The organism is Streptomyces sp. NPDC006512, from assembly GCF_040611935.1.
Taxonomy (GTDB): Bacteria; Actinomycetota; Actinomycetes; order Streptomycetales; family Streptomycetaceae; genus Streptomyces.
In genome coordinates, this window is sequence record NZ_JBEXPG010000056.1 from 1 (window position 1) to 19,267 (window position 19,267).

A 19,267-nucleotide genomic window follows, 5' to 3' on the forward strand; every position below is an offset into this window, starting at 1 on the left:
CCGACGTGGATCTGGCCGGCGTCGGCGGTGATCAGGGTGGAGAGGATCTTCACGGCGGTGGTCTTGCCGGCGCCGTTCGGCCCGAGCAGGGAGAACACGGACCCGGCCGGGATGTGCAGGTCGATGCCGTCGAGCACGGTCTTGTCGCCGTAGGACTTGCGCAGACCGACGGCGGAAACGGCGGCGGGCGACGGCGCACAGGACTGCCGTGGCGTGGGCATGACAGAAGAAGGCATGGAGTCCTCCCTTTCGGAGGCTGGAGCGACGGGGGAACGGGCGGGTTCGCGGGGCCGGCACTCAGGCCCGGGCGCGGCGGACGTCGATGTTGCCGTGCCGGGTCCGGGCGCGGACCTCGACGGTGTCCCCGTCCTTCTCCGGGGCTTCGGAGGCGGTGAGGGTGTTGCGCACCCATCCGTGGTCGGAGCTGACGTCGAGCCAGGCGGCCGCGCCCTCGCGGATGCCGACCTCGATGGCGCCGTAGGAGGTCTCCAACTGGACGGTGCCGCGGGCGACGTCGGCGACACGCAGCGTGCCGTGGGCGGTGGTGGCGGCGACGGAGCCCTCGGCGCGCGCGATGTCGATGTCGCCGTTGGAGCCCCTCACCCTCAGGTCGCCGGTGACGGCGCCGACGGTCGTGGTGCCGTGCGAGTTCTTCAGTACGGCGGAGCCGTCGGCGGTACCGACGCGCAGGCTGCCGGAGCTGGTGGTGATCTCGGAGGCGCCCTCGATCCGGTCGACGGTGATCGAACCGTGGGAGGCGGTCAGGTGGAGCGGCCCGGTCGTGTCGAGGCGGACGTCGCCGGACGAGGTCTTCACGCGGACCTCGCCCAGCCGGCCCTCGCCGAGCACCTGGGCCCAGGCGCCGGTCATGTCGACGCGCGAACCGGTGGGCAGTTCGACGGTCACGTCGACGGTGCCGGTGCGCCCGAAGAGGTTGCGCTGCTTGGGCGTCCTGACGGTCAGGACCCCGCTCGCGTACGTGACTTCGGTCTGGTCGGCCGACCGCACGTCCTGGTCCTTCTTCGGGTCGCGGGGCCGGACTTCGACGACGGTGTCGAGGCGGTCGCCCGCGGCGAACTGGATGGAACCGGCGTCCACGTGGGCGGTGACCGAAATCGGTTCGGGCGTGTCGAAAGAAGGCATGGCTGTCCCGTCCTCATGAGTCCTTGGGGCGTCCCGGCTGGTGGGACGCGGTGTGGGTGAAGTGGTGCGGGGTGAAGCGCGGCGGGCGGAGGGGCTAGCGCACCCAGCCCGTGAAGCTCTGTCCGACGGTCCGGGCCCTCTCCGTCGTCCGCGGCGTGCCACCGCCGTCGACCGCGGCGGACACGGCCCGCACGAGCCACGCGTTGACCGACAGGCCCTCGCGGCCGGCGGCCTCCTCGGCGCGGGTCTTGAGGTGAGCCGGCAGCCGCAGGTTGACGCGGGCGGTGCCGCCCTCGTCGCCCTCGGCGGGTGCCGCCTGCGCCGTGAGCGCCTCGACGGGCGCGGCCGGCTCCGCGGGGCGCCCCTCGGCGGGCGGCAGCGTCACCACGAAGTCGGGGTCGAGCCCGCGCAGCCGTACGTCGACCGAGCCGGGGGCGAGTTCGCGCGTGATCTCGTCCATCGCGGCGGAGAGCACGTGGAGCATGGTCAGCCGGGTCGCCGACTCCAGCGGAGCGGTGAGCCGCTCGGCCAGCTCGCGGGCGTCCTCCCCGCCGGCTTCGGCGGCCACCGCGAGTTCACGGCGCAGGGTGTCGACATACGGGGTCAGATCCATGACGCCATAATGGCACCACGATGGCGCCATCCGCAAGCCTGACGGCGCCTCACGTGGTCCGCGCTCTCGGATCACTCTCCTGACCTGCACATACAGGAAGCGGGCGGGGTGATCCAGGGAGGCACCACACCCACTCCGAGCCGCCATGGCGCATGGCATGGCGCCGAGTGGCGCCATGTGGCACCACATGGCGTCACATGGCGCCAACCGGTCCGTCCCCCACGGGCGAAGGGCATCGGCAACGGGGCTGCGCACCCGGGCCCGCGACGTGGTGCGGCCCGGTCAGCGGCGCTCGTTCACGTCGTCGACGACGAGGGACACGCCGATGCCCAGCAGCCAGACGTCCTTGGCCAGCGCGATCCCCTGCTCGGTCGGGCGCAGGCCGCCTTCCTCCCGCATCCCCGGAACGCGCAGGTAGAGCCCGAGCGTGCCGACGGAGAACGCGGTCAGCGCGCCACCGGCGACAGCGGCGGGGACCACCGGCAGGAGCAGGGCGGTGGCGATGGCGAGTTCCCCGGCGGCCAGCAGCCGGACGAACTTACGGGCGTCCTGCCCGCCCAGGAACGGGTAGGCCGTGGCGGCGAACTGCTGCAATCCCTCGGCGGTGGCCTCGTCCGCACCGATTTTCGAGAGCCCCGAGCTCAGGAAGAACGTGCCGGCCGTGAGCCTGAGCGGCAGTTGCCGCGCCAGGGCGGATCTCCATGCGCAACCGGTTGTCATGCGGAGCCTCCCGACATCGACCCCACATACCACCCTGCCACCCCTCCGGGGCCTGTCAAAACGGGGCTCCCGGCCGGACTGGACGCGCCTACGAGAACCAGCCGCCCGACGGGGCGGCCCTTCGTAGAATCGACCCAGGAACGGCTTGACCGGCGAACCTGCGGCAACGTAACTTCGACCGCACCTACTCGTGAGCCGCTGTACTGGAAGGGGGCGAAGCCGGATGTCGACCATCTCCGCGGTGCTTCGCCTGTCCCACCAGATCGCCTGGGCTCCGGGTCGTGTCGCACACGGCTGCTGACCAGCCCCCTTCCCGGCGTGCCCGATCGCGGCCCCGGCACCTTCCCCTCTCTCTCACCGCTCACGGCACCTCGCTGCGTGCCGATGTGCCGCGCCGCGCGTTGTCCGGATGCGGCGTCCCTGAACGAGAAAGCACTTGCAATGGCGACTAGGACAGTCAGATCGGCCACGCTCCGGAACGAGGACGCGCGATGGTAGCGGCGCGGATCACGGTCAACGGGAAAGAAACACCGATTTCACCGGCCGCACCCCACACCACCGTGCTGGATTTCCTGCGCGAGCGCGGCCTCACCGGCACCAAGGAGGGCTGCGCCGAGGGCGAATGCGGCGCCTGTTCCGTCCTGGTGGCCCGCCCCGGGGTGAACAAGCCCACCGACTGGGTCGCGGTCAACGCCTGCCTGGTGCCGGTGGCGGCGCTCGACGGCCAAGAGGTCATCACCTCCGAAGGTCTCGCCACCGTCGACGAATCCGGTACGCCCACCGCGCTGCACCCCGTGCAGGAGGAGATGGCCGTCCGCGGCGGATCCCAATGCGGTTACTGCACACCGGGGTTCATCTGCAGCATGGCCGCCGAGTACTACCGTCCCGACCGCTGCGCGCACGCCGGTCCGGCCGACGGCGCCCAGTCCGCCACCGGCGCCGCCGCCGACCCGGAGCACGGTCCGAACGGTTTCGATCTGCACGCGCTGAGCGGAAACCTGTGCCGGTGCACCGGATACCGCCCGATCCGCGACGCCGCGTACGCCGTCGGGACGCCCGCCGAGGACGACGCCCTCGCGCAGCGCCGCGAACAGTCCCCGCCCGCACCGGTCGCCACCGCCTACACCCGGAACGACAGCACGTTCCTGCGGCCGGGCACCCTGGCCGAAGCCCTGCGGCTGCTGCGCGAGCGGCCGGACGCGGTCGTGGTCGCCGGCAGCACCGACTGGGGCGTGGAGGTGAACATCCGGGCCCGCCGCGCCAGTTGCGTGGTCGCGATCGACCGGCTGCCCGAACTGCGGGAGCTGCGCGTCGAGTCCGACCACATCGAGATCGGGGCGGCGCAGACGCTCACCGAGATCGAACGCCGCCTCGACGGCCGCGTCCCCCTGCTGGCGGAGCTGTTCCCGCAGTTCGCGTCCCGGCTCATCCGCAACGGTGCGACCCTCGGCGGCAACCTGGGCACCGGCTCCCCCATCGGTGACAGCCCGCCCGTACTGCTCGCGCTGGAGGCGTCGGTGGTGCTCGCCGACGCCGACGGGGAGCGGGAGGTCCCCCTCTGCGACTACTTCACCGGCTACCGGCAGAGCGTGCGCCGTCCCGGCGAGCTGATCCGCGCGGTCCGGGTCCCGCTGCCGCTGTCGCCGGTCGCCGCCTTCCACAAGATCGCCAAGCGGCGCTTCGACGACATCTCCAGCGTCGCGGTCGCCTTCGCCCTCGACATCGAGGACGGGATCGTCCGCAAGGCGCGGATCGGTCTGGGCGGCGTGGCCGCCACCCCGATCCGCGCCCTCGCCGCCGAGGCGGCCCTGGAGGGCGAACCGTGGACGGCGCAGACCGTCGACGCCGCGTCCCGGGCGCTGCGGGCCCAGGGCACACCCATGGACGACCACCGCGCCAGTGCCGGCTACCGCTCCGCGATGCTCGGCCAGAGCCTGCTGAAGCTGTACGCGCGAACCACCGAGGAGGTGTCGTCATGAGCCATCTGTCCGACCGTCCCGAAAAGCCCGTCGTCGGCGTTTCGATGCCGCACGAGAGCGCCAACCTGCACGTCACCGGCGCCGCGCTGTACACCGACGACCTGGTCCAGCGCACCAAGGACGTACTGCACGCCCACCCGGTCCAGGTCATGAAGGCGCACGGCAGGATCACCGCGCTGCGCACCGAACCCGCGCTCGCCGTGCCCGGTGTGGTGCGCGTCCTGACCGGTGCCGACGTGCCGGGTGTCAACGACGCCGGGATGAAGCACGACGAACCGCTGTTCCCCGACGAGGTCATGTTCCACGGCCACGCGGTCGCCTGGGTGCTCGCCGAAACCCTGGAGGCGGCCCGGCTGGGTGCGGCGGCCGTCGAGGTGGACCTCGACGAGAAGCCCTCCGTGGTCACGCTGCGGGAAGCGATCGAGGCCGAGAGCTTCCACGGCGCCCGGCCCGTCATGGTGACCGGTGACGTCGACGCCGGCTTCGACGACTCCGCCCACGTGTTCACCGGCGAGTTCCACTTCTCCGACCAGGAACACTTCTATCTCGAAACGCACGCGGCGCTGGCCCACGTCGACGAGAACGGGCAGATGTTCGTCCAGAGCAGCACCCAGCACCCCTCGGAGACGCAGGAGATCGTGGCGCACGTCCTCGGCCTGCACAGCCACGAGGTCACCGTGCAGTGCCTGCGGATGGGCGGCGGCTTCGGCGGCAAGGAGATGCAGCCGCACGGGTTCGCGGCCGTCGCCGCGCTCGGCGCCAGGCTGACCGGCCGGCCGGTGCGGGTGCGGCTCAACCGGACCCAGGACCTGACCATGTCCGGCAAGCGCCACGGCTTCCACGCCACCTGGAAGATCGGCTTCGACGCCGAGGGCCGCATCCAGGCCCTGGACGCCACCCTGACCGCGGACGGCGGCTGGAGCCTGGACCTGTCCGAGCCCGTGGTGGCCCGCGCGCTGTGCCACATCGACAACACCTATTGGATCCCCCACGCGCGCGTCACCGGCCGCATCGCCAAGACCAACAAGGTCTCCAACACCGCCTTCCGCGGCTTCGGCGGACCGCAGGGCATGCTGGTGATCGAGGACATCATGGGCCGGTGCGCGCCACTGCTCGGCCTGGATCCGATGGAGCTGCGCGCACGCAACTTCTACCGGCAGGGCCAGTCGACGCCGTACGGTCAGCCGGTCCCCCGCCCCGAGCGGATCTCCGTCGTCTGGCAGCAGGTGCAGGAGGACGCCCGCATCGCCGACCGGCGGCGCGAGATCGAGGCGTTCAACGCCACGCACCCGCACACCAAGCGGGCGCTCGCGCTCACCGGGATCAAGTTCGGGATCTCGTTCAACCTCACCGCCTTCAACCAGGCCGGCGCGCTGGTACTGGTCTACAAGGACGGCTCGGTCCTGATCAACCACGGCGGCACCGAGATGGGGCAGGGCCTGCACACCAAGATGCTGCAGGTGGCCGCGACGACGCTGGGCATCCCGCTGCACAAGGTGCGGCTGGCTCCGACGCGCACGGACAAGGTCCCCAACACCTCCGCCACCGCCGCCAGCGCCGGGGCCGACCTCAACGGCGCGGCGGTGAAGAACGCCTGCGAGCAGATCCGCGAGCGCCTCCTCCAGGTGGCCGGCACCCAGCTGGGGGCGAACGCCTCGGACGTGCGCATCGTCGAGGGCGTCGCACGCGTCCTCGGCAACGACAAGGAGCTGGCCTGGGACGACCTGGTGCGCACCGCGTACTTCCAGCGGGTCCAGCTGTCGGCGGCCGGTTTCTACCGGACCGAGGGACTGCACTGGGACGCGAAGGCCTTCCACGGCTCGCCGTTCAAGTACTTCTCCTACGGCGCCGCCGCGACGGAGGTGGAGGTGGACGGGTTCACCGGCGCCTACCGGATCCGGCGCGTGGACATCGTGCACGACGTCGGCGACAGCCTCTCCCCGATGATCGACATCGGTCAGGTCGAGGGCGGTTTCGTGCAGGGCGCGGGCTGGCTCACGCTGGAGGACATGCGCTGGGACGCCGGTGACGGGCCGAACCGCGGCCGGCTGCTGACGCAGGCCGCGAGCACGTACAAGCTGCCGAGCTTCTCGGAGATGCCCGAGGAGTTCAACGTCAGGCTGCTGGAGAACGCCACCGAGGAGGGCGCGGTCTACGGGTCCAAGGCGGTCGGCGAACCTCCGCTGATGCTGGCGTTCTCGGTGCGGGAAGCGCTGCGGGAGGCCGCCGCCGCGTTCGGGCCCGGCGGGGTCAGCGTGGAACTCGCCTCCCCCGCGACACCGGAGGCGGTGTACTGGGCGGTCGAAGCGGTCCGCGCGGGCGGCGCGCGGCAGGGCGCCGACGCGCCCGGCGGCAGTGAAGTCGCCACTGAGGCAAGTGCTTTGAGTCATGCCTGACATGAGCTGGGTGGCCGCGGTCGCGCGGTTGCGGGCACGCCGGGAACCCGGTGTGCTCGTGACCGTCGCGACCGTGCGCGGCCACGCGCCCCGCCGGGCCGGTGCCAAACTCGTCGTGGGCCGGACCGAGACGTGGGGTTCGATCGGCGGCGGCAACATCGAGGCGGTCGCCATCGACCGGGCGCGCGAGCTGAACGGCGCGGCCGATCCCGAGCCGGAGCTGATGGAGTTCGCCCTGAACGACAAGGTCACCGGCCGGCACGGCGTGCAGTGCTGCGGCGGAGCGGTGACCGTGCTGCTCGAACCGCTGCCGGTGGTCCAGGCGGTGGCGGTCTTCGGCGTCGGGCACGTCGGACTGGAGCTGGCGCGCATCCTCGCCCGCCACCACCTCGATCTGCACCTGATCGACACCCGGCCGGACATGCTCACCGACGAGCGGCTCGGCGTGCTCGCGGACCCGGTGGCGCGGATCGACGTGCACCACACCCCGCTGCTTCCGGAGGAGGTGCTCGCGGAACTGCCGCCGGGCACCCACGTCCTGATCATGACCCATGATCATGCCGAGGACGCCGCCCTGTGCGACGCCGCCCTGCGCACCCCTGGTCTCGGCTCGGTCGGCCTGATCGGCTCGGCCGCCAAATGGGCGCGGTTCCGGCAACGCCTGGCCGACGAGGGCGGCCACGACGCCGCCGCCATCGACCGGATCAAGACCCCGATCGGGATCGCGGGGATCACCGGCAAGGAACCCGCCACGATCGCGGTGAGCGTCGCGGCGGACCTGCTCCGGACCTTCGAACAGGAGCGCCGCTGGGCCGCACCGGACACGCTGGCCGCGGTGGCGGACCCCCCGGTGGCCAGCAGCGCCTGAGACGCCGCGGGCGAGCCGTGCCGCAACGGCCTAAAGTGGGACCGACAGGCACATACGGCATGTCCGACGGCCTTCGAGGTGCCCCTGCCGAGGCTGGCCGTTCGGCTGGCCCGGGAGGCGTGATGACCGTACCCTCCGACGCGTCGCCACGGCACGCGCAGAGCGACCCCGAGGACGTCCTCAGACAGCTCGGGGGCTCGTGGCACTGGGCGCTCGGCTTCGCCCTCGCCACGTTGATCCCCGGCATCCTTGTACTCGTCTGGCCGGACGAGACGCTGCACGTCCTGGCCGTGATCATCGGTCTGCAGCTCCTGGTGGCGGGCGGCTTCCGGTTCGTCACCGCCTTCTCGCACGGCAGCGACGGGGGCGGCAGCAGACTGGCGGGCATCCTCATCGCCATGCTGGCGTTCCTGGCGGGCGTCCTCGTCCTGCGGCATCCGATGCAGACGATCGGCGCGCTGTCGCTGATCGTCGGGGTGTTCTGGCTGCTGACCGGAGTGCTCACGGCGTACGTCGCGATCGCGGACCGCGCGCTCGTGCACCGCGGCCTGCTCTTCGCCGTGGGCGCCCTCGGCGCCGTCGCCGGCATCGTGGTCCTGTGCTTCCCGGTGGACTCCGCGGTCGCGCTGACCCGGCTGCTGGGACTGTGGCTCGTCCTGCTCGGCGTGTTCGAAGTGGTGATGGCCCTCGCACTGCGTTCCGCCACCCGCCGCACATGACGGAAGCCGTCGACGGGTCACGGCACTAGTGCCGTGGCCGGGAGGGTCAGTTCGAAGCGGCAGCCGCCGGGGACGTTGTGGACGTCCGCGTGCCCGGAGTGGGCTTCGACGATGCCCCGGACGATGGCCAGGCCCAGGCCCGCGCCCGCGGGAGGGGTACGGGCCCGGGAGCCCCGCCAGCCGGTGTCGAAGACGCGGGGCAGGTCCTCCTCGGGGATCCCGCCGCACGCGTCGGTGACGGACAGCACCACGGCGTCCGCCCGGCGTTCGGCGGCGATCGCGACGGTGCCGTCGGCCGGGGTGTGGCGGATGGCGTTGACCAGGAGGTTGGACAGCACCCGGGTCATCTCCTTGCCGTCGACCTCCACCGGCAGCGGGGCGACGTTCCCGCCGGCCAGCCGTACGCCGTGCTCACGGGCCAGCGCGTCCGCTCCCGCGAGCGCGTCGCCGACCAGGTCGTAGAGGGACATGCGGGTGGGGGTGAGGGAGAGGGCGCCCGCGTGGATGCGGGACAGCTCGAACAGGTCGGTGACCATGGAGTTGAGGCGCTCCACCTCCGCGCGCATCTGCCGGTGGTAGCGGGCCGGGTCGGCCACGATGCCGTCCTCCAGCGCTTCCGACATGGCGCGCAGCCCGGCCAGCGGGGTCCGTAGGTCGTGCGAGATCCAGGCCACGAGCTCGCGCCGCGAGGTCTCCAGGGCCCGCTCGCGTTCGCGCGAGGCGGCGAGGCGCTCAGCGGTGAGGGCCAGCTCGCGGCTCAGCGCCGCGAGTTCGGCGGGGGCCGGTGCGGCGGGAGCCGTGAAGGTGCCTTCCTCCCCGAAGTCGTGTGCCGCGCGGACGAGTTCCCGGCAGCGCCGCACGACCTGCCGGCCCAGCAGCAGGGCCGTGCCCAGCGACACGGCCGCGGCCATGGCGACGACCGTGGTCACCACGGCGAGGTCGTGGGAGGAGAGGAACATCGCCCACGCCACCGCGAGCGTCCCGAAGAGCATCGCGGACACGGCGACCGCCGCGACGACCGCGAGGGTGACGGCGACGCTGCGCCGCCGCAGTATCCGCAGTGCGACGGCTCCGAGGAGCCCGGCGGCGCCCGCGCCGAGGAAGGCGTACAGGGCGATCAGCAGCAGGTCACGCACGGCGGTCCTCCGTACGTGCCCCGGGCGTGGCTTCCGCGTGCCCGGACGGGGAGGGGCCCGCTTCGAAGCGGTATCCGGCACCCCACACGGTCCGGATCAGCCGCGGATCGGCCGGGTCCTTCTCGATCTTGGCGCGGAGTCTGCGGACGTGGACGGTGACGGTGGACAGGTCGCCGAAGTCCCAGCCCCAGACCTCGCGCATCAGCCGTTCCCGGTCGCAGACCTGACCGGCGTGCCGGAGGAAGTAGGCGAGGAGGTCGAACTCCCTCAGGGTGAGGGCCAGCTCCGCGCCGTCCCGCGTCGCCCGGCGGGCGGCGGGGTCCACGGCCAGGCCGGCCGCCGCGAGCCGGGGTTCGTCGGCGGGGGCCGCCGTCGACGCCCTGCGCAGGACCGACCGGACGCGCAGGACCAGCTCGCGCGGGCTGAAGGGCTTGGTCACGTAGTCGTCCGCGCCGACTTCGAGGCCCAGGATCCGGTCGTCTTCGTCGCCGCGCGCGGTGAGCATGACCACGGCCACGGGAGGCCTCCCGTCCGCCCGCGCACGCAGCCGGCGGCAGACCTCCAGGCCGTCCATGCCGGGCAGCATCAGGTCGAGGACGACGAGGTCGGGGCGGTGCCTGGCGGCGGCCTCCAGGGCGGCCGGGCCGTCGGCGGCCCGGTGCACCGTGAATCCGGCCCGCTCCAGGTAGCCCGTCACGACCTCCGAGACGGTCGGATCGTCGTCCACCACCAGGACACGGCCGGTGCCCTGCCGGGTGGCGGGGGCACGCTCGGTTTCGCTACGGGATTCCATGGTCCCAGGGTGACACCGTGCCGCACGGCGCGGAGCCGCGCCCGCCGCCGTGCGGCCCGGCGTCCGCGTTCCGTAAGGTCTCGCCCGGAGCCCTTCGTCAACCCGGCGCGGGCGGTCGCCTCCGTCCGGTCAGTCGACGCCCAGCAGGCGCCGCCTGTCTTCGGGGCGGGACCGGAACTCCGCGCAGGGCGCCTCGTGGACGATGCGGCCCTTCTGCATGACCGCCACGTTCCGGGCGACGGAGAAGGCGAGCCCCAGGTTCTGTTCGACGAGGACCACCGACATGCCCTGCGCGCTCACCTCACGGATGACCTCGCCGACTTGGGCGACGATCGCCGGGGCGAGGCCGTCGGACGGCTCGTCGAGGAGCAGCAGGCGCGGGTTCCCCAGCAGGGACCGGGCGATCGCGAGCATCTGCTGTTCCCCGCCGGAGAGCTGGTCACCGCGGTGCCCGAGCCGCTCCCCGAGCCGTGGGAGCAGGTCGAGGACGCGGGCCCTCGTCCACGGCCCGCGCGTCGAGGGCCGCGACGCGATGGCCAGGTGCTCGGCCACGGTCAGCGGTGCGAAGACCCGGCGCCCCTGCGGTACGACGCCCACCCCGGCCCGGGCGATCACGTCGACGCGGGATCCGGCGATCTCCCGGCCGCCGAGGGTGACGCTGCCCCCGTACGGCCGGACGAGGCCCATGACGGTGGAGACGAGGGTGGTCTTCCCGACCCCGTTGCGGCCGAGGACCGCGACGGTCCCGCCTTCGTCGAGGTCGAGGTCGACGCCGCCCAGGACCACGCCCCCGGCGTATCCGGAGCTCAGGCCGCGGATGCTCAGGAACGGCTTCACGAGGCGGCCTCCGTCGTGCCGAGGTAGGCGCTCTGGACCTCGCCCGAGGCCCGCACCTCGTCCGGGGAGCCGGTCTTCAGGTGTCTGCCGAGGTGCATGACGGTCACCGTGTCGGCGAGCTCGAAGACCATGTCGAGGTCGTGTTCGATCAGGAGCACCGTCACCTCGTCCGGCAGGGCCGCGACGAGTCCGGTGAGCCGCGCCGTCTCCGCAGGCGACATGCCGGCGGCCGGCTCGTCCAGCAACAGCAGCCGGGGTTCGGTGGCCAGCGCGACGGCGACCTCCAGCTGCCGCCGTTCGCCGTGCGAGAGGTCGGCCGCCCGGACGTCGTGCCGGGTGGGCAGCCCGACCCGCTCCAGCAGCGTCCGGGCCCGTGCGAGCGCCGCCGTCCGGGCGGTCACCTTCCGCAGGCCGCCGAGTCCGGCACCGGCCGGGCGCAGCACGGCGAGCAGGACGTTCTCCAGCACGGTCTCGCGCATGAAGAGGCTGGAGTGCTGGAACGTCGCGGCGACACCGAGTCCGACCCGGCGGTCCACGGGCAGCCGGGTCACGTCCTGGCCGTCGACGAGGATGGTTCCGGCGGTCGTCGCCAGCGTTCCCGAGATCAGGCCGAACAGCGTCGACTTTCCGGCGCCGTTCGGGCCGATGACGGCGTGCCGGGCACCGCGGCGCACGGTGAGGTCGACCTCGTCCAGGGCCCGGAAGGAGCCGAAGTGCCGTGAGACCGAGCGTAGTTCCAGTAGGGCGTGTTCCGTCACGTGGTCCTCTTCCGGGTCGGCTTGGGCGGGAGCCGTACTCCGGCCAGCCCGCGGGGCAGCGCGTAGACGGCGGCGACGAAGAACAGTCCGAGCAGCAGCGGCCCGCGGCCCGCGACGGCTTCGAGGTTTCCGAGGTAGTCGCGGGTGACCCAGACGAGCGCGGCTCCCGCGCAGGCCCCCCACAGCGAGCCGGAGCCGCCGATGACGACGGCGAGCAGGGCGAGTGCGGCGATCTCGAATCCGGCGTCGCCGGGCGAGACGAACCGCTGCACGGACACCCACAGGGCCCCGGCGACGCCGGCCAGCGCACCGGCGCCGCAGTAGACGGCCAGGGCGTAGCGACGGGTGGGGTACCCGATCGCGCTCATGCGGCGCTCGTTGTCGCGGATGCCGCGCAGGGCCAGGGCGAACGGTGTCGAGCCCAGGCGGGAGACGGCCGCGAACAGGGCCAGGAACACGGCCAGGACGTAGCAGTACACCAGTCCGTCCAGCTCCAGCGCGGCCATGCCCGGCAGTGGTACGACGGGCGGGACGCCGGACAGGCCGTCGGTGCCGTTGGTCAGCGATTTCCAGTTCACGGCGGCGCTGTAGGCGATCTCGCCGATGGCGAGCGTCAGCATCAGGAACACCACGCCCCGGGCCCGCACCGCCAGCCATCCCGTGGGCACGGCCACCAGCGCGGAGACCGCGGCGGCGATGAGCAGTTGGTAGGCGCCGACGTCGGTGAGCCGCGTCGCGACGACGGCCGCCGTATAGGCACCGACGCCGAAGTAGGCCGACTGGCCGAGGGTCGGCAGTCCGGTCAGGCCGGTGAGCAGGTTGACGCTGATCGCGAGGAGGGCGAACACCAGGATCCGCGACAGCGTGCCGATGGCGTACGGGCCGAGGACGAACGGGGCCGCCGCGAGCGCGAGGGCGACGGCGGCCGGGGACAGCCGCCGGACGGCGGATCCGGCGGGCCGGGGCGGGCTCATGCGCGCACCCCCGACGGGACCAGGCCGTGCGGGCGGACGACGAGCACGGCGAGCATGGTGCCGAAGAGCAGGAAGGGCGCGTACTCCGGCAGCAGCGCCACCCCGAGCGTCTGCACCTGGCCGATGAGGAGCGCGCCGGCGAGCGCGCCGCGCACGGATCCGAGACCGCCGACGACCACGACGACGAGCGAGAGGACGAGGACGGTCTCGTCGACGCCCGGGCCGGGGCCCAGGATCGGTGCTCCGAGGACGCCGCCGACCACGGCCAGGGCCGCGCCGAGGGCGAAGACCCCGTAGAGCACCCTGCGGATGTCCACGCCCAGGGCGCGGACCATGTCCCGGTCGGCGACGGTGGCCCGCACCAGGGCTCCGAGCGAGGTGCGTTCGAACAGCAGGTACACGAGGGCGGCGAGGCCGGCCGCGACGCCGATGAAGACGAGCCGGTACACCGGATAGGCGTGGCCGAGGAGGTCCACCGTGCCGCGGAGCGCGGTGGGCGGGTCGGTGGGCAGCACGTCGCCGCCGAAGGCCGCGGCGAGGAGGTCGGCGACGATGAAGGTGACGCCGAGCGTCAGCACGGCCTGGTCCAGGTGCCCGCGCCGGGCGAGCGGCTGGGTGAGGAACGTCAGTGCCGCTCCGCCCAGGGTGCCCAGCAGGGCGCCGGCCGCCAGCGCGAGGAGCAGGCCCCACAGGCTTCCGTCGGACAGGGCGTAGGCGACGTAGGCCCCGGCGAGGTAGAGGGTGCCGTGGGCGAGGTTGAGCACGTCCATCATGCCGAAGACCAGGGACAGGCCGACCGCGATCGTGAACAGCAGCAGACCGAAGGCGATCCCGTCGATGACGCTGACGAAGTTGCCGTCCAACCATCCGTACACGTCAGCCGCCCAGGCGGACGAGTTCGGAGCTGACGGTGTTGGCCCCCTGCTTGACCTCGCGCAGGTACCAGGGCTGGACGGGCGTGCCGCCGCTGTTGAACCGCCAGGTGCCCCGCGGGCTGTCGATGTCCCCCGCCTTGGCGATGGCGGCGTTGACCGTCTCCGGGGTCACCGTCTCGCCTGCGGTCCCGATCGCCCGGTCGAGCACCTGCGCCGCGTCCCATGACGCCATCGCGTAGGTGGTCGGGTCGGTGCCGTAGGCGGACCGGTAGGCGGGGGCGAACTGTCCGTTGGCCGCGTTGTCCAGGTCCGCGCTGTAGTTGAGTGCGGTGAGGATGCCCTCGGCCGCCTCTCCCTGCCCCTTGAGCACTCCGCCCTCGGTGAGGAAGCCGGGCGCGTAGAGCGGGATCTTGCCGGCCAGGCCGAAGTCCCGGTACTGCTTGACGAAGTCGACGGCCGCACCTCCGGCGTAGAAGCAGAAGACGGCCTTGGCTCCGGACCGCTCGATCTGCGCGAGGTACGGCTGGAAGTTCTTGGTGCCGGGGAAGGGCGTGTAGACCTCCTCCCCCGCGATCTTGCCGCCCGCCGGGAGGAAGGTGGACTTGAAGCCGTCCACCTCGTCCTTGCCCGCCTGGTAGCCGGCGGCGATCAGGAAGACCGGGCCGCCGGCCTTCTCGGCCACGTGCTTGCCGAGGGCCTTGCCGGGTTCGTCGTTGACGTACGAGGTCCGCCAGATGTACTCGGTCCCGGTCAGGGTCGTGGGCGAGGCGTTCGAGCCGACGAGCGGGACCTTGCTGCTCTCGAAGAGGTCCTTGACCCCGTTGATGGTGGCCGAGCTGACCACGCCGCTCACCGCCAGCACGCGGTCCTGTTTGACCAGCTTCTCGGCCGCCGCCTTGCCCGAGTCGGCCGTCTCCCCCTCGTCCGCGACCACGATCTCCACCGCGCGCCCGCCGAGCTTGCCGCCGTGCCTTTGGACGTAGAGCTCGAAGCCCTGCTTCATGTCGTCGCCCAGCGCCTTGTAGGTCCCCGACTGCGGGACGAGGAGCCCGATCTTCACGGGCCCGTTCTGCTGGTCGCCGTCGCCCGTCCCCAGGCTGGCGCCACCACATGCCGTGGTCAGGAAGAGAGCTGCCGTCGTCACGGCGATCAGACCAACGGGACGAAATCGACCTGCCATGGAAACTCCGAACGTAGTCAACCATCCCTTGCGGGACGGATGTTGCTGATGGGGCTGCCTTGAGGGGTCCGGGCGGAGGGGCCGGCCCGGGGATGGTCCGGCGACCGGTCGGGGTGCGCGTTTCGCCTCCGCCCGGACGGGCCCGGAGCGAGGGCCGGGGTCGGGGCGAGCGCGTCGGCCGCCCGGCGGGGATACCGGAGGTGACACGTGTCTATCGTGTATATACGACGCACGTCAAGAGTTCGCGATATCACCGGCTCCACGGGAGCCGGGACCCTTGACCCCGGCCCCATTCATGTCGTAACACTGACCCTCGTCAAAATCACGCCATGCCGATTCGGCGACGGGCTCTTGATCAGTCAGGGAGTGAAGCACCATGACCGACGATCCATCGCGGCGCAAGGTCCTCAGGAACGGCGGGGTCCTGGCCGGTGCCGCGCTGCTCTCCGGCATGCCGGGCGGGGGCGCGGCGCAGGCCGCCCCGCACCCGGCCGCCGCCTCCTCACCCGTGGTGGACGCGCCCGCGGGCCGGCTGCGCGGAAGCACGGAAGGGGGCCTCGCCGTCTTCAAGGGCGTGCCCTACGCGGCGCCGCCCGTCGGCCCCCTCCGCTGGCGGCCGGCCCGGCCCCACCCCGGCTGGCAGGGGACGCGCGACGCGACCGCCTTCGGGCCGAGCGCGCCGCAGCCCTACCGGGAAGGCGGCGACCAGGTACTCGGAACGCACGGCTCACCACCCTTCGACGAGGACTGCCTCACGCTCAACGTCTGGACGCCCGGAACCGGCGGCGCCAAGCGGCCGGTGATGGTGTGGATCCACGGCGGCGGCTTCGTCTCCGGATCCGGCTCGATGCCCCAGTACTCCGGCGAGACCTTCGCGCGGGACGGTGACCTCGTCGTCGTGACGGTCAACTACCGCCTCGGGCCGCTGGGTTACCTCTACTTCGGGGAGGACGGCGCCGGCGGGAACTTCTGGCTCACCGACCAGCTCGCCGCGCTGAACTGGGTACGGGACAACATCGCCGCGTTCGGCGGCGACCCGGACGAGATCACCGTCGCCGGACAGTCCGGCGGTGCGCTGTCGGTCGCGGCGCTGGCCGGTGCCAGGACGGCCAAGGGCCGCCCACTGTTCCGGCGCGCGATCCTGCAGAGCCCGCCGCTCGGCCTGAAGATCCCCACCCGGGCCGAATCCCTGCAGCGCAGCGCCACCTTCCTGGACATCGTCGGAGCCAAGGACGTGGCGGAGCTCCGCGCCGTGCCCTGGCAGCGCCTGATCGCCGCCACCTTCGAGATGTTCGGGCGCACCGCACAGTGGGGGTACTGGTCGACCCCGTACCTGCCGGTGCTCGACGAGGTCACGCTGGACCGCGACCCGGCCGATCTGCTGCTCAGCGGCGCCGGGGCCGACATCGAGGTCCTGGTCGGCTGGACCAGGGAGGAGGCGAACTTCGCCTTCGCCCTCAGCGAGCCGTACGCGGCGGCGACCAAGGAGCAGGTGCTCGCCAGGGCCCGGAACACCTTCGGCAGCCGGGCCGCCCAGGCCTACACCGCCTACGAGGAGGCCCGGCCGGGCGCCCGCCCGCTGGACGTCCTCATGGACCTGATCACCGACGACCTGTTCCGCATGCCGTGCGTGGCGCTGGCCGAACGGCGGGCGGCCCGCGGCCGTCCGGTCTGGGCCTACCAGTTCAACCTCCCGACGCCCGCGCACGACGGCCGGCTCGCGGCCGCGCACTGCCTGGAGCTGCCGTTCGTGTTCCACAACTTCGACAAGTGGTCGCAGGCCCCCTTCCTGGCGGGGCTGGCCCCCCGGGTCCGTGACGGTCTCGCCGCGACCGTGCACGCGTCCTGGATCTCCTTCGTCCGCACGGGCGACCCCAACCAGCACCCCATGCCGCGGTGGGACCGCTACGGACGGGACTCCCGCACGACCATGACCCTCGACTCGGTCACCACCGCCACCGAGGACGTCGCCGGATACTGGCGCCGACTGCACCATCCGGCGGTCCCGTAGGCCGGGTCGTCACGGTCGAGCCACCGGGTCCCGCGCCGCCGCGCCCCGCGGGACCCGGTGCCGCCGCCAGTGCGAAACCCTCCAAGCCCGGCCGGGCATCGTTGTACCGGTCAAGATCACCGCGGGCGTCCGCACGACCGCAGACTGGTGGGACGGGGCGGCCGGGGCGGCCGCCGCGGCCCTGTCCGTGCCGACACCCGGGACACCACACCGTGAACGAACGCGTCATCGCGCCCAAGAGCCGGGGCTTCCTGTTCCTCGACTCCCACCCAGAAGGCTGCCGACGGCTGGTGGACGAGATGTGGCGGGCCGTCCCCGCCCCGCTCGCCGCCGGGGGCGAAGGGCCGGTGGCCCTGGTCATCGGCTCGTCCGCCGGGTACGGCCTGGCCGCCACGATCGCGGGCCTGGCCCGTGTCGGCATCCGCGGCATCGGCGTGTGCTTCGAGAAGGCGCCCGCGCGGCGCACCGGTACGGCCGGCTGGTACCGCACCGCCGCCACCGACCGGCTCGCCCGCCTGCACGGGCGGGACATGGTCTTCCTCAACGGCGACGCGTTCGGCGACGCCATGAAGGAGCAGGTCGCCGATCTCCTCGCCGAGCGGTTCGGGGGACGGCTCGACTACCTGGTCTACTCGGTGGCCGCGCCCCGCCGCACGGACCCGGACACCGGCGAGGTGTACGCGTCGGTCCTCAAGCCGGTCGGCTCGCGGCACACCACCAAGACCCTCGTCTTCGACGACCACGGCGCCCCGGAGGTCAAGGAGGTGACCACCGCGCCGGCCGAGGGCGACGACGTCGAGCAGACCGTGGCGGTGATGGGCGGCGCCGACTGGGAACGGTGGATCACGTTCCTGGCCGGCCGGTCCCTGCTTGCCGAGGGCTTCACCACCGCCGCCCTGTCCTACATCGGCTCGCCCCTGACCGCGGCGATCTACCGGCAGGGCACGATCGGCGCCGCGAAGGCCCATCTCGAAGCCACCGCACGCACGTTGGACGAGCGCCTCGGCAAGACCCTGGGCGGCCGGGCCGTCACCTCGGTCAACGCCGCTGCCGTCACCCAGTCCTCCACCGCCATCCCCGGCATCGCCCTGTACACCGGGCTGCTGCGCGGTGTCCTCGGCGACGCGATGGTGGCACCCGTCGGGCAACTGGTCTCTCTGTGGGACCAGTTGACGGGCGCTCAGCCCCTCGCCCTCGACGACGAGGGCCGGGTCCGCCTCGACACCTGGGAACTCGACCCCGCCGTGCAGAACGCCGTCGCCGAACGCTGGAACACCGCCACCGGCGACACCGTCACCGAGCTCGCCGACCTCGGCTGGTTCGGCGACGAGGTCCGCCGCCTCTACGGCTTCTGCGTCGACGGCGTCGACTACACCGCCCCCGTCGAGACCGACGTCCCCTGGCCCGCCCGCCAGGACGTGCCAGGGGACGCCCCGGTCACGGCGCCAGGCCGGTGACCTGCCGTACGTGCAGCAGGCTCGGCTCGGCCAGTACCTCGTGGAGTTGCTGGAAGGTCTGCCGCGCGGCGACCGCGTTCCAGTCCGCGGGGAGCAGCTCGCTCGGCAGACCGGGGTCGAGGTAGGGCAGCCGGCGCCATTGGGTGAGCATGGGTACGTAGTGGCGGAAGGCCTCGCCGCCGTCGATGTCCCGCTGCCGCGCGAGTCCGGCGGCGACGGGGCCGTACGCGTCGGTGAACGTGGCGTACTGCTCCTGGATCGCCGGGAAGTCCCACCACGAGCTGACCGTCCCGGGCAGGTCGCTGAAGGCGGCGTAGTCCGCGGCGAACAGGTGGACGTACTCGCTGAGGCCGCGCCGGACGAGCATGTCGCGGGCGTCGCCGAGGAGCCGGCCGGGTGCCAGCCAGACGCCGGGGGCGATGTTGCCGAAGCCGAGCCAGGTGAGCCGGGTGCGGAGCTGGTAGCGGTACGAGCGCTCGGACTCCGGTACGGAGAACACGGCCATCGCCCAGCCGTCGGCGAGCTCCGCCGGCTCCAGGCTGCCGAAGATACGCCGGTCGCCCTCGTCGAAGACGGGGTGCGCGGCCGGGCTCAGCCGGTAGCCGGTGGCGCCGCGGTGTTCCGGTTCGAGTACGCCCTTCTTCTTGAGCCGGGAGATCGCCGAACGCGCCGCCGGGCCGTCGACGTCCAGCTCGGACATCAGGGTGATCAGGTCGGCGACGGAGATCCAGCCGCCGAGCCGGCGCGCGAACGCCCCGTAGACCGTGTTGATCAACGAGCTGGGCCTGAGGGGACTGTCCGCCATGAT

18 protein-coding genes are annotated in these 19,267 nt (G+C 72.6%); 6 read left to right on the forward strand and 12 right to left on the reverse strand.

What is annotated here, in order from left to right; genetic code table 11:
* From ABZZ17_RS30720 to ABZZ17_RS30735, 4 genes are all read right to left on the reverse strand, one after another.
* A partial coding sequence (locus tag ABZZ17_RS30720; RefSeq protein ID WP_356880828.1) for an ATP-binding cassette domain-containing protein occupies window positions 1-236 on the reverse strand: 236 nt, incomplete at its 3' end.
* 61 nt (window positions 237-297) lie between these two features.
* Window positions 298-1,143, reverse strand: a complete 846-nt coding sequence (locus ABZZ17_RS30725; RefSeq protein WP_356880830.1) for a DUF4097 family beta strand repeat-containing protein — start codon at window positions 1,141-1,143, stop codon at window positions 298-300.
* A 94-nt stretch (window positions 1,144-1,237) separates the two neighbouring features.
* Window positions 1,238-1,756 carry a hypothetical protein gene (locus ABZZ17_RS30730; protein ID WP_356880832.1) on the reverse strand — a complete coding sequence of 173 codons (519 nt, stop codon included), beginning with the start codon at window positions 1,754-1,756 and terminating at the stop codon, window positions 1,238-1,240.
* Between the two features lie 282 nt (window positions 1,757-2,038).
* On the reverse strand, window positions 2,039-2,476 hold the full coding sequence (locus ABZZ17_RS30735; RefSeq protein WP_356880834.1) for a hypothetical protein: 438 nt from the start codon (window positions 2,474-2,476) through the stop codon (window positions 2,039-2,041).
* Between the two features lie 491 nt (window positions 2,477-2,967).
* On the opposite strand from ABZZ17_RS30735, the gene ABZZ17_RS30740 reads away from it, so the two are divergent.
* From ABZZ17_RS30740 to ABZZ17_RS30755, 4 genes are all read left to right on the forward strand, one after another.
* The gene (locus ABZZ17_RS30740) at window positions 2,968-4,455 is read left to right on the forward strand and encodes an FAD binding domain-containing protein (protein WP_356880836.1); all 1,488 of its coding nucleotides are present in this window, start codon (window positions 2,968-2,970) and stop codon (window positions 4,453-4,455) included.
* Window positions 4,452-6,851: a xanthine dehydrogenase molybdopterin binding subunit gene (xdhB, locus tag ABZZ17_RS30745; protein ID WP_356880838.1), complete on the forward strand. Its 2,400-nt coding sequence runs from the start codon at window positions 4,452-4,454 to the stop codon at window positions 6,849-6,851. The genes ABZZ17_RS30740 and xdhB overlap by 4 nt, the downstream gene beginning before the upstream one ends.
* A 1-nt stretch (window position 6,852) precedes the next feature.
* Window positions 6,853-7,719 (forward strand): xanthine dehydrogenase accessory protein XdhC, encoded by an 867-nt coding sequence (xdhC, locus tag ABZZ17_RS30750; RefSeq protein WP_356880912.1) that lies wholly within the window; start codon window positions 6,853-6,855, stop codon window positions 7,717-7,719.
* Between the two features lie 122 nt (window positions 7,720-7,841).
* Window positions 7,842-8,438, forward strand: a complete 597-nt coding sequence (locus ABZZ17_RS30755) for a DUF308 domain-containing protein (protein WP_356880840.1) — start codon at window positions 7,842-7,844, stop codon at window positions 8,436-8,438.
* Window positions 8,439-8,455: 17 nt separating this feature from the next.
* On the opposite strand, the gene ABZZ17_RS30760 is transcribed toward ABZZ17_RS30755, so the two are convergent.
* From ABZZ17_RS30760 to ABZZ17_RS30790, 7 genes are all read right to left on the reverse strand, one after another.
* Complete coding sequence (locus tag ABZZ17_RS30760; RefSeq protein WP_356880842.1) at window positions 8,456-9,574, reverse strand: HAMP domain-containing sensor histidine kinase; 1,119 nt, start codon at window positions 9,572-9,574, stop codon at window positions 8,456-8,458.
* Complete coding sequence (locus tag ABZZ17_RS30765; protein WP_356880844.1) at window positions 9,567-10,367, reverse strand: response regulator transcription factor; 801 nt, start codon at window positions 10,365-10,367, stop codon at window positions 9,567-9,569. The genes ABZZ17_RS30760 and ABZZ17_RS30765 overlap by 8 nt, the downstream gene beginning before the upstream one ends.
* 129 nt (window positions 10,368-10,496) lie before the next feature.
* Window positions 10,497-11,204 (reverse strand): ABC transporter ATP-binding protein, encoded by a 708-nt coding sequence (locus tag ABZZ17_RS30770; protein ID WP_356880846.1) that lies wholly within the window; start codon window positions 11,202-11,204, stop codon window positions 10,497-10,499.
* Complete coding sequence (locus ABZZ17_RS30775; protein WP_356880848.1) at window positions 11,201-11,962, reverse strand: ABC transporter ATP-binding protein; 762 nt, start codon at window positions 11,960-11,962, stop codon at window positions 11,201-11,203. The genes ABZZ17_RS30770 and ABZZ17_RS30775 overlap by 4 nt, the downstream gene beginning before the upstream one ends.
* Window positions 11,959-12,936, reverse strand: a complete 978-nt coding sequence (locus ABZZ17_RS30780) for a branched-chain amino acid ABC transporter permease (RefSeq protein ID WP_356880850.1) — start codon at window positions 12,934-12,936, stop codon at window positions 11,959-11,961. The genes ABZZ17_RS30775 and ABZZ17_RS30780 overlap by 4 nt, the downstream gene beginning before the upstream one ends.
* Entirely contained in the window at window positions 12,933-13,811 is an 879-nt protein-coding gene (locus tag ABZZ17_RS30785) for a branched-chain amino acid ABC transporter permease (protein WP_356880852.1), read from the reverse strand. The genes ABZZ17_RS30780 and ABZZ17_RS30785 overlap by 4 nt, the downstream gene beginning before the upstream one ends.
* Before the next feature lies 1 nt (window position 13,812).
* Entirely contained in the window at window positions 13,813-14,955 is a 1,143-nt protein-coding gene (locus tag ABZZ17_RS30790) for an ABC transporter substrate-binding protein (protein WP_356880853.1), read from the reverse strand.
* Window positions 14,956-15,367: 412 nt separating this feature from the next.
* Here ABZZ17_RS30790 and ABZZ17_RS30795 point away from each other — a divergent pair, with 412 nt between their 5' ends.
* Together ABZZ17_RS30795 and fabV are read left to right on the forward strand one after the other, a co-directional pair.
* Window positions 15,368-17,002: a carboxylesterase family protein gene (locus tag ABZZ17_RS30795; protein WP_356880854.1), complete on the forward strand. Its 1,635-nt coding sequence runs from the start codon at window positions 15,368-15,370 to the stop codon at window positions 17,000-17,002.
* Between the two features lie 212 nt (window positions 17,003-17,214).
* The gene (gene fabV, locus ABZZ17_RS30800) at window positions 17,215-18,459 is read left to right on the forward strand and encodes an enoyl-[acyl-carrier-protein] reductase FabV (RefSeq protein ID WP_356880856.1); all 1,245 of its coding nucleotides are present in this window, start codon (window positions 17,215-17,217) and stop codon (window positions 18,457-18,459) included.
* On the opposite strand, the gene ABZZ17_RS30805 is transcribed toward fabV, so the two are convergent.
* Window positions 18,440-19,264: a PaaX family transcriptional regulator C-terminal domain-containing protein gene (locus tag ABZZ17_RS30805; RefSeq protein ID WP_356880858.1), complete on the reverse strand. Its 825-nt coding sequence runs from the start codon at window positions 19,262-19,264 to the stop codon at window positions 18,440-18,442. The genes fabV and ABZZ17_RS30805 overlap by 20 nt on opposite strands.
* Window positions 19,265-19,267: the final 3 nt, after the last annotated feature.

Excerpts from the sequence above, each read along its gene's own strand:
- ABZZ17_RS30725 (WP_356880830.1), bottom strand. The coding sequence starts at position 1,143 with ATGCCTTCTTTCGACACGCCCGAACCGATTTCGGTCACCGCCCACGTG.
- ABZZ17_RS30730 (WP_356880832.1), bottom strand. The coding sequence starts at position 1,756 with ATGGATCTGACCCCGTATGTCGACACCCTGCGCCGTGAACTCGCGGTG.
- ABZZ17_RS30735 (WP_356880834.1), bottom strand. The coding sequence starts at position 2,476 with ATGACAACCGGTTGCGCATGGAGATCCGCCCTGGCGCGGCAACTGCCG.
- ABZZ17_RS30740 (WP_356880836.1), top strand. The coding sequence starts at position 2,968 with ATGGTAGCGGCGCGGATCACGGTCAACGGGAAAGAAACACCGATTTCA.
- xdhB (WP_356880838.1), top strand. The coding sequence starts at position 4,452 with ATGAGCCATCTGTCCGACCGTCCCGAAAAGCCCGTCGTCGGCGTTTCG.
- xdhC (WP_356880912.1), top strand. The coding sequence starts at position 6,853 with ATGAGCTGGGTGGCCGCGGTCGCGCGGTTGCGGGCACGCCGGGAACCC.
- ABZZ17_RS30755 (WP_356880840.1), top strand. The coding sequence starts at position 7,842 with ATGACCGTACCCTCCGACGCGTCGCCACGGCACGCGCAGAGCGACCCC.
- ABZZ17_RS30765 (WP_356880844.1), bottom strand. The coding sequence starts at position 10,367 with ATGGAATCCCGTAGCGAAACCGAGCGTGCCCCCGCCACCCGGCAGGGC.
- ABZZ17_RS30780 (WP_356880850.1), bottom strand. The coding sequence starts at position 12,936 with ATGAGCCCGCCCCGGCCCGCCGGATCCGCCGTCCGGCGGCTGTCCCCG.
- ABZZ17_RS30795 (WP_356880854.1), top strand. The coding sequence starts at position 15,368 with ATGACCGACGATCCATCGCGGCGCAAGGTCCTCAGGAACGGCGGGGTC.
- ABZZ17_RS30805 (WP_356880858.1), bottom strand. The coding sequence starts at position 19,264 with ATGGCGGACAGTCCCCTCAGGCCCAGCTCGTTGATCAACACGGTCTAC.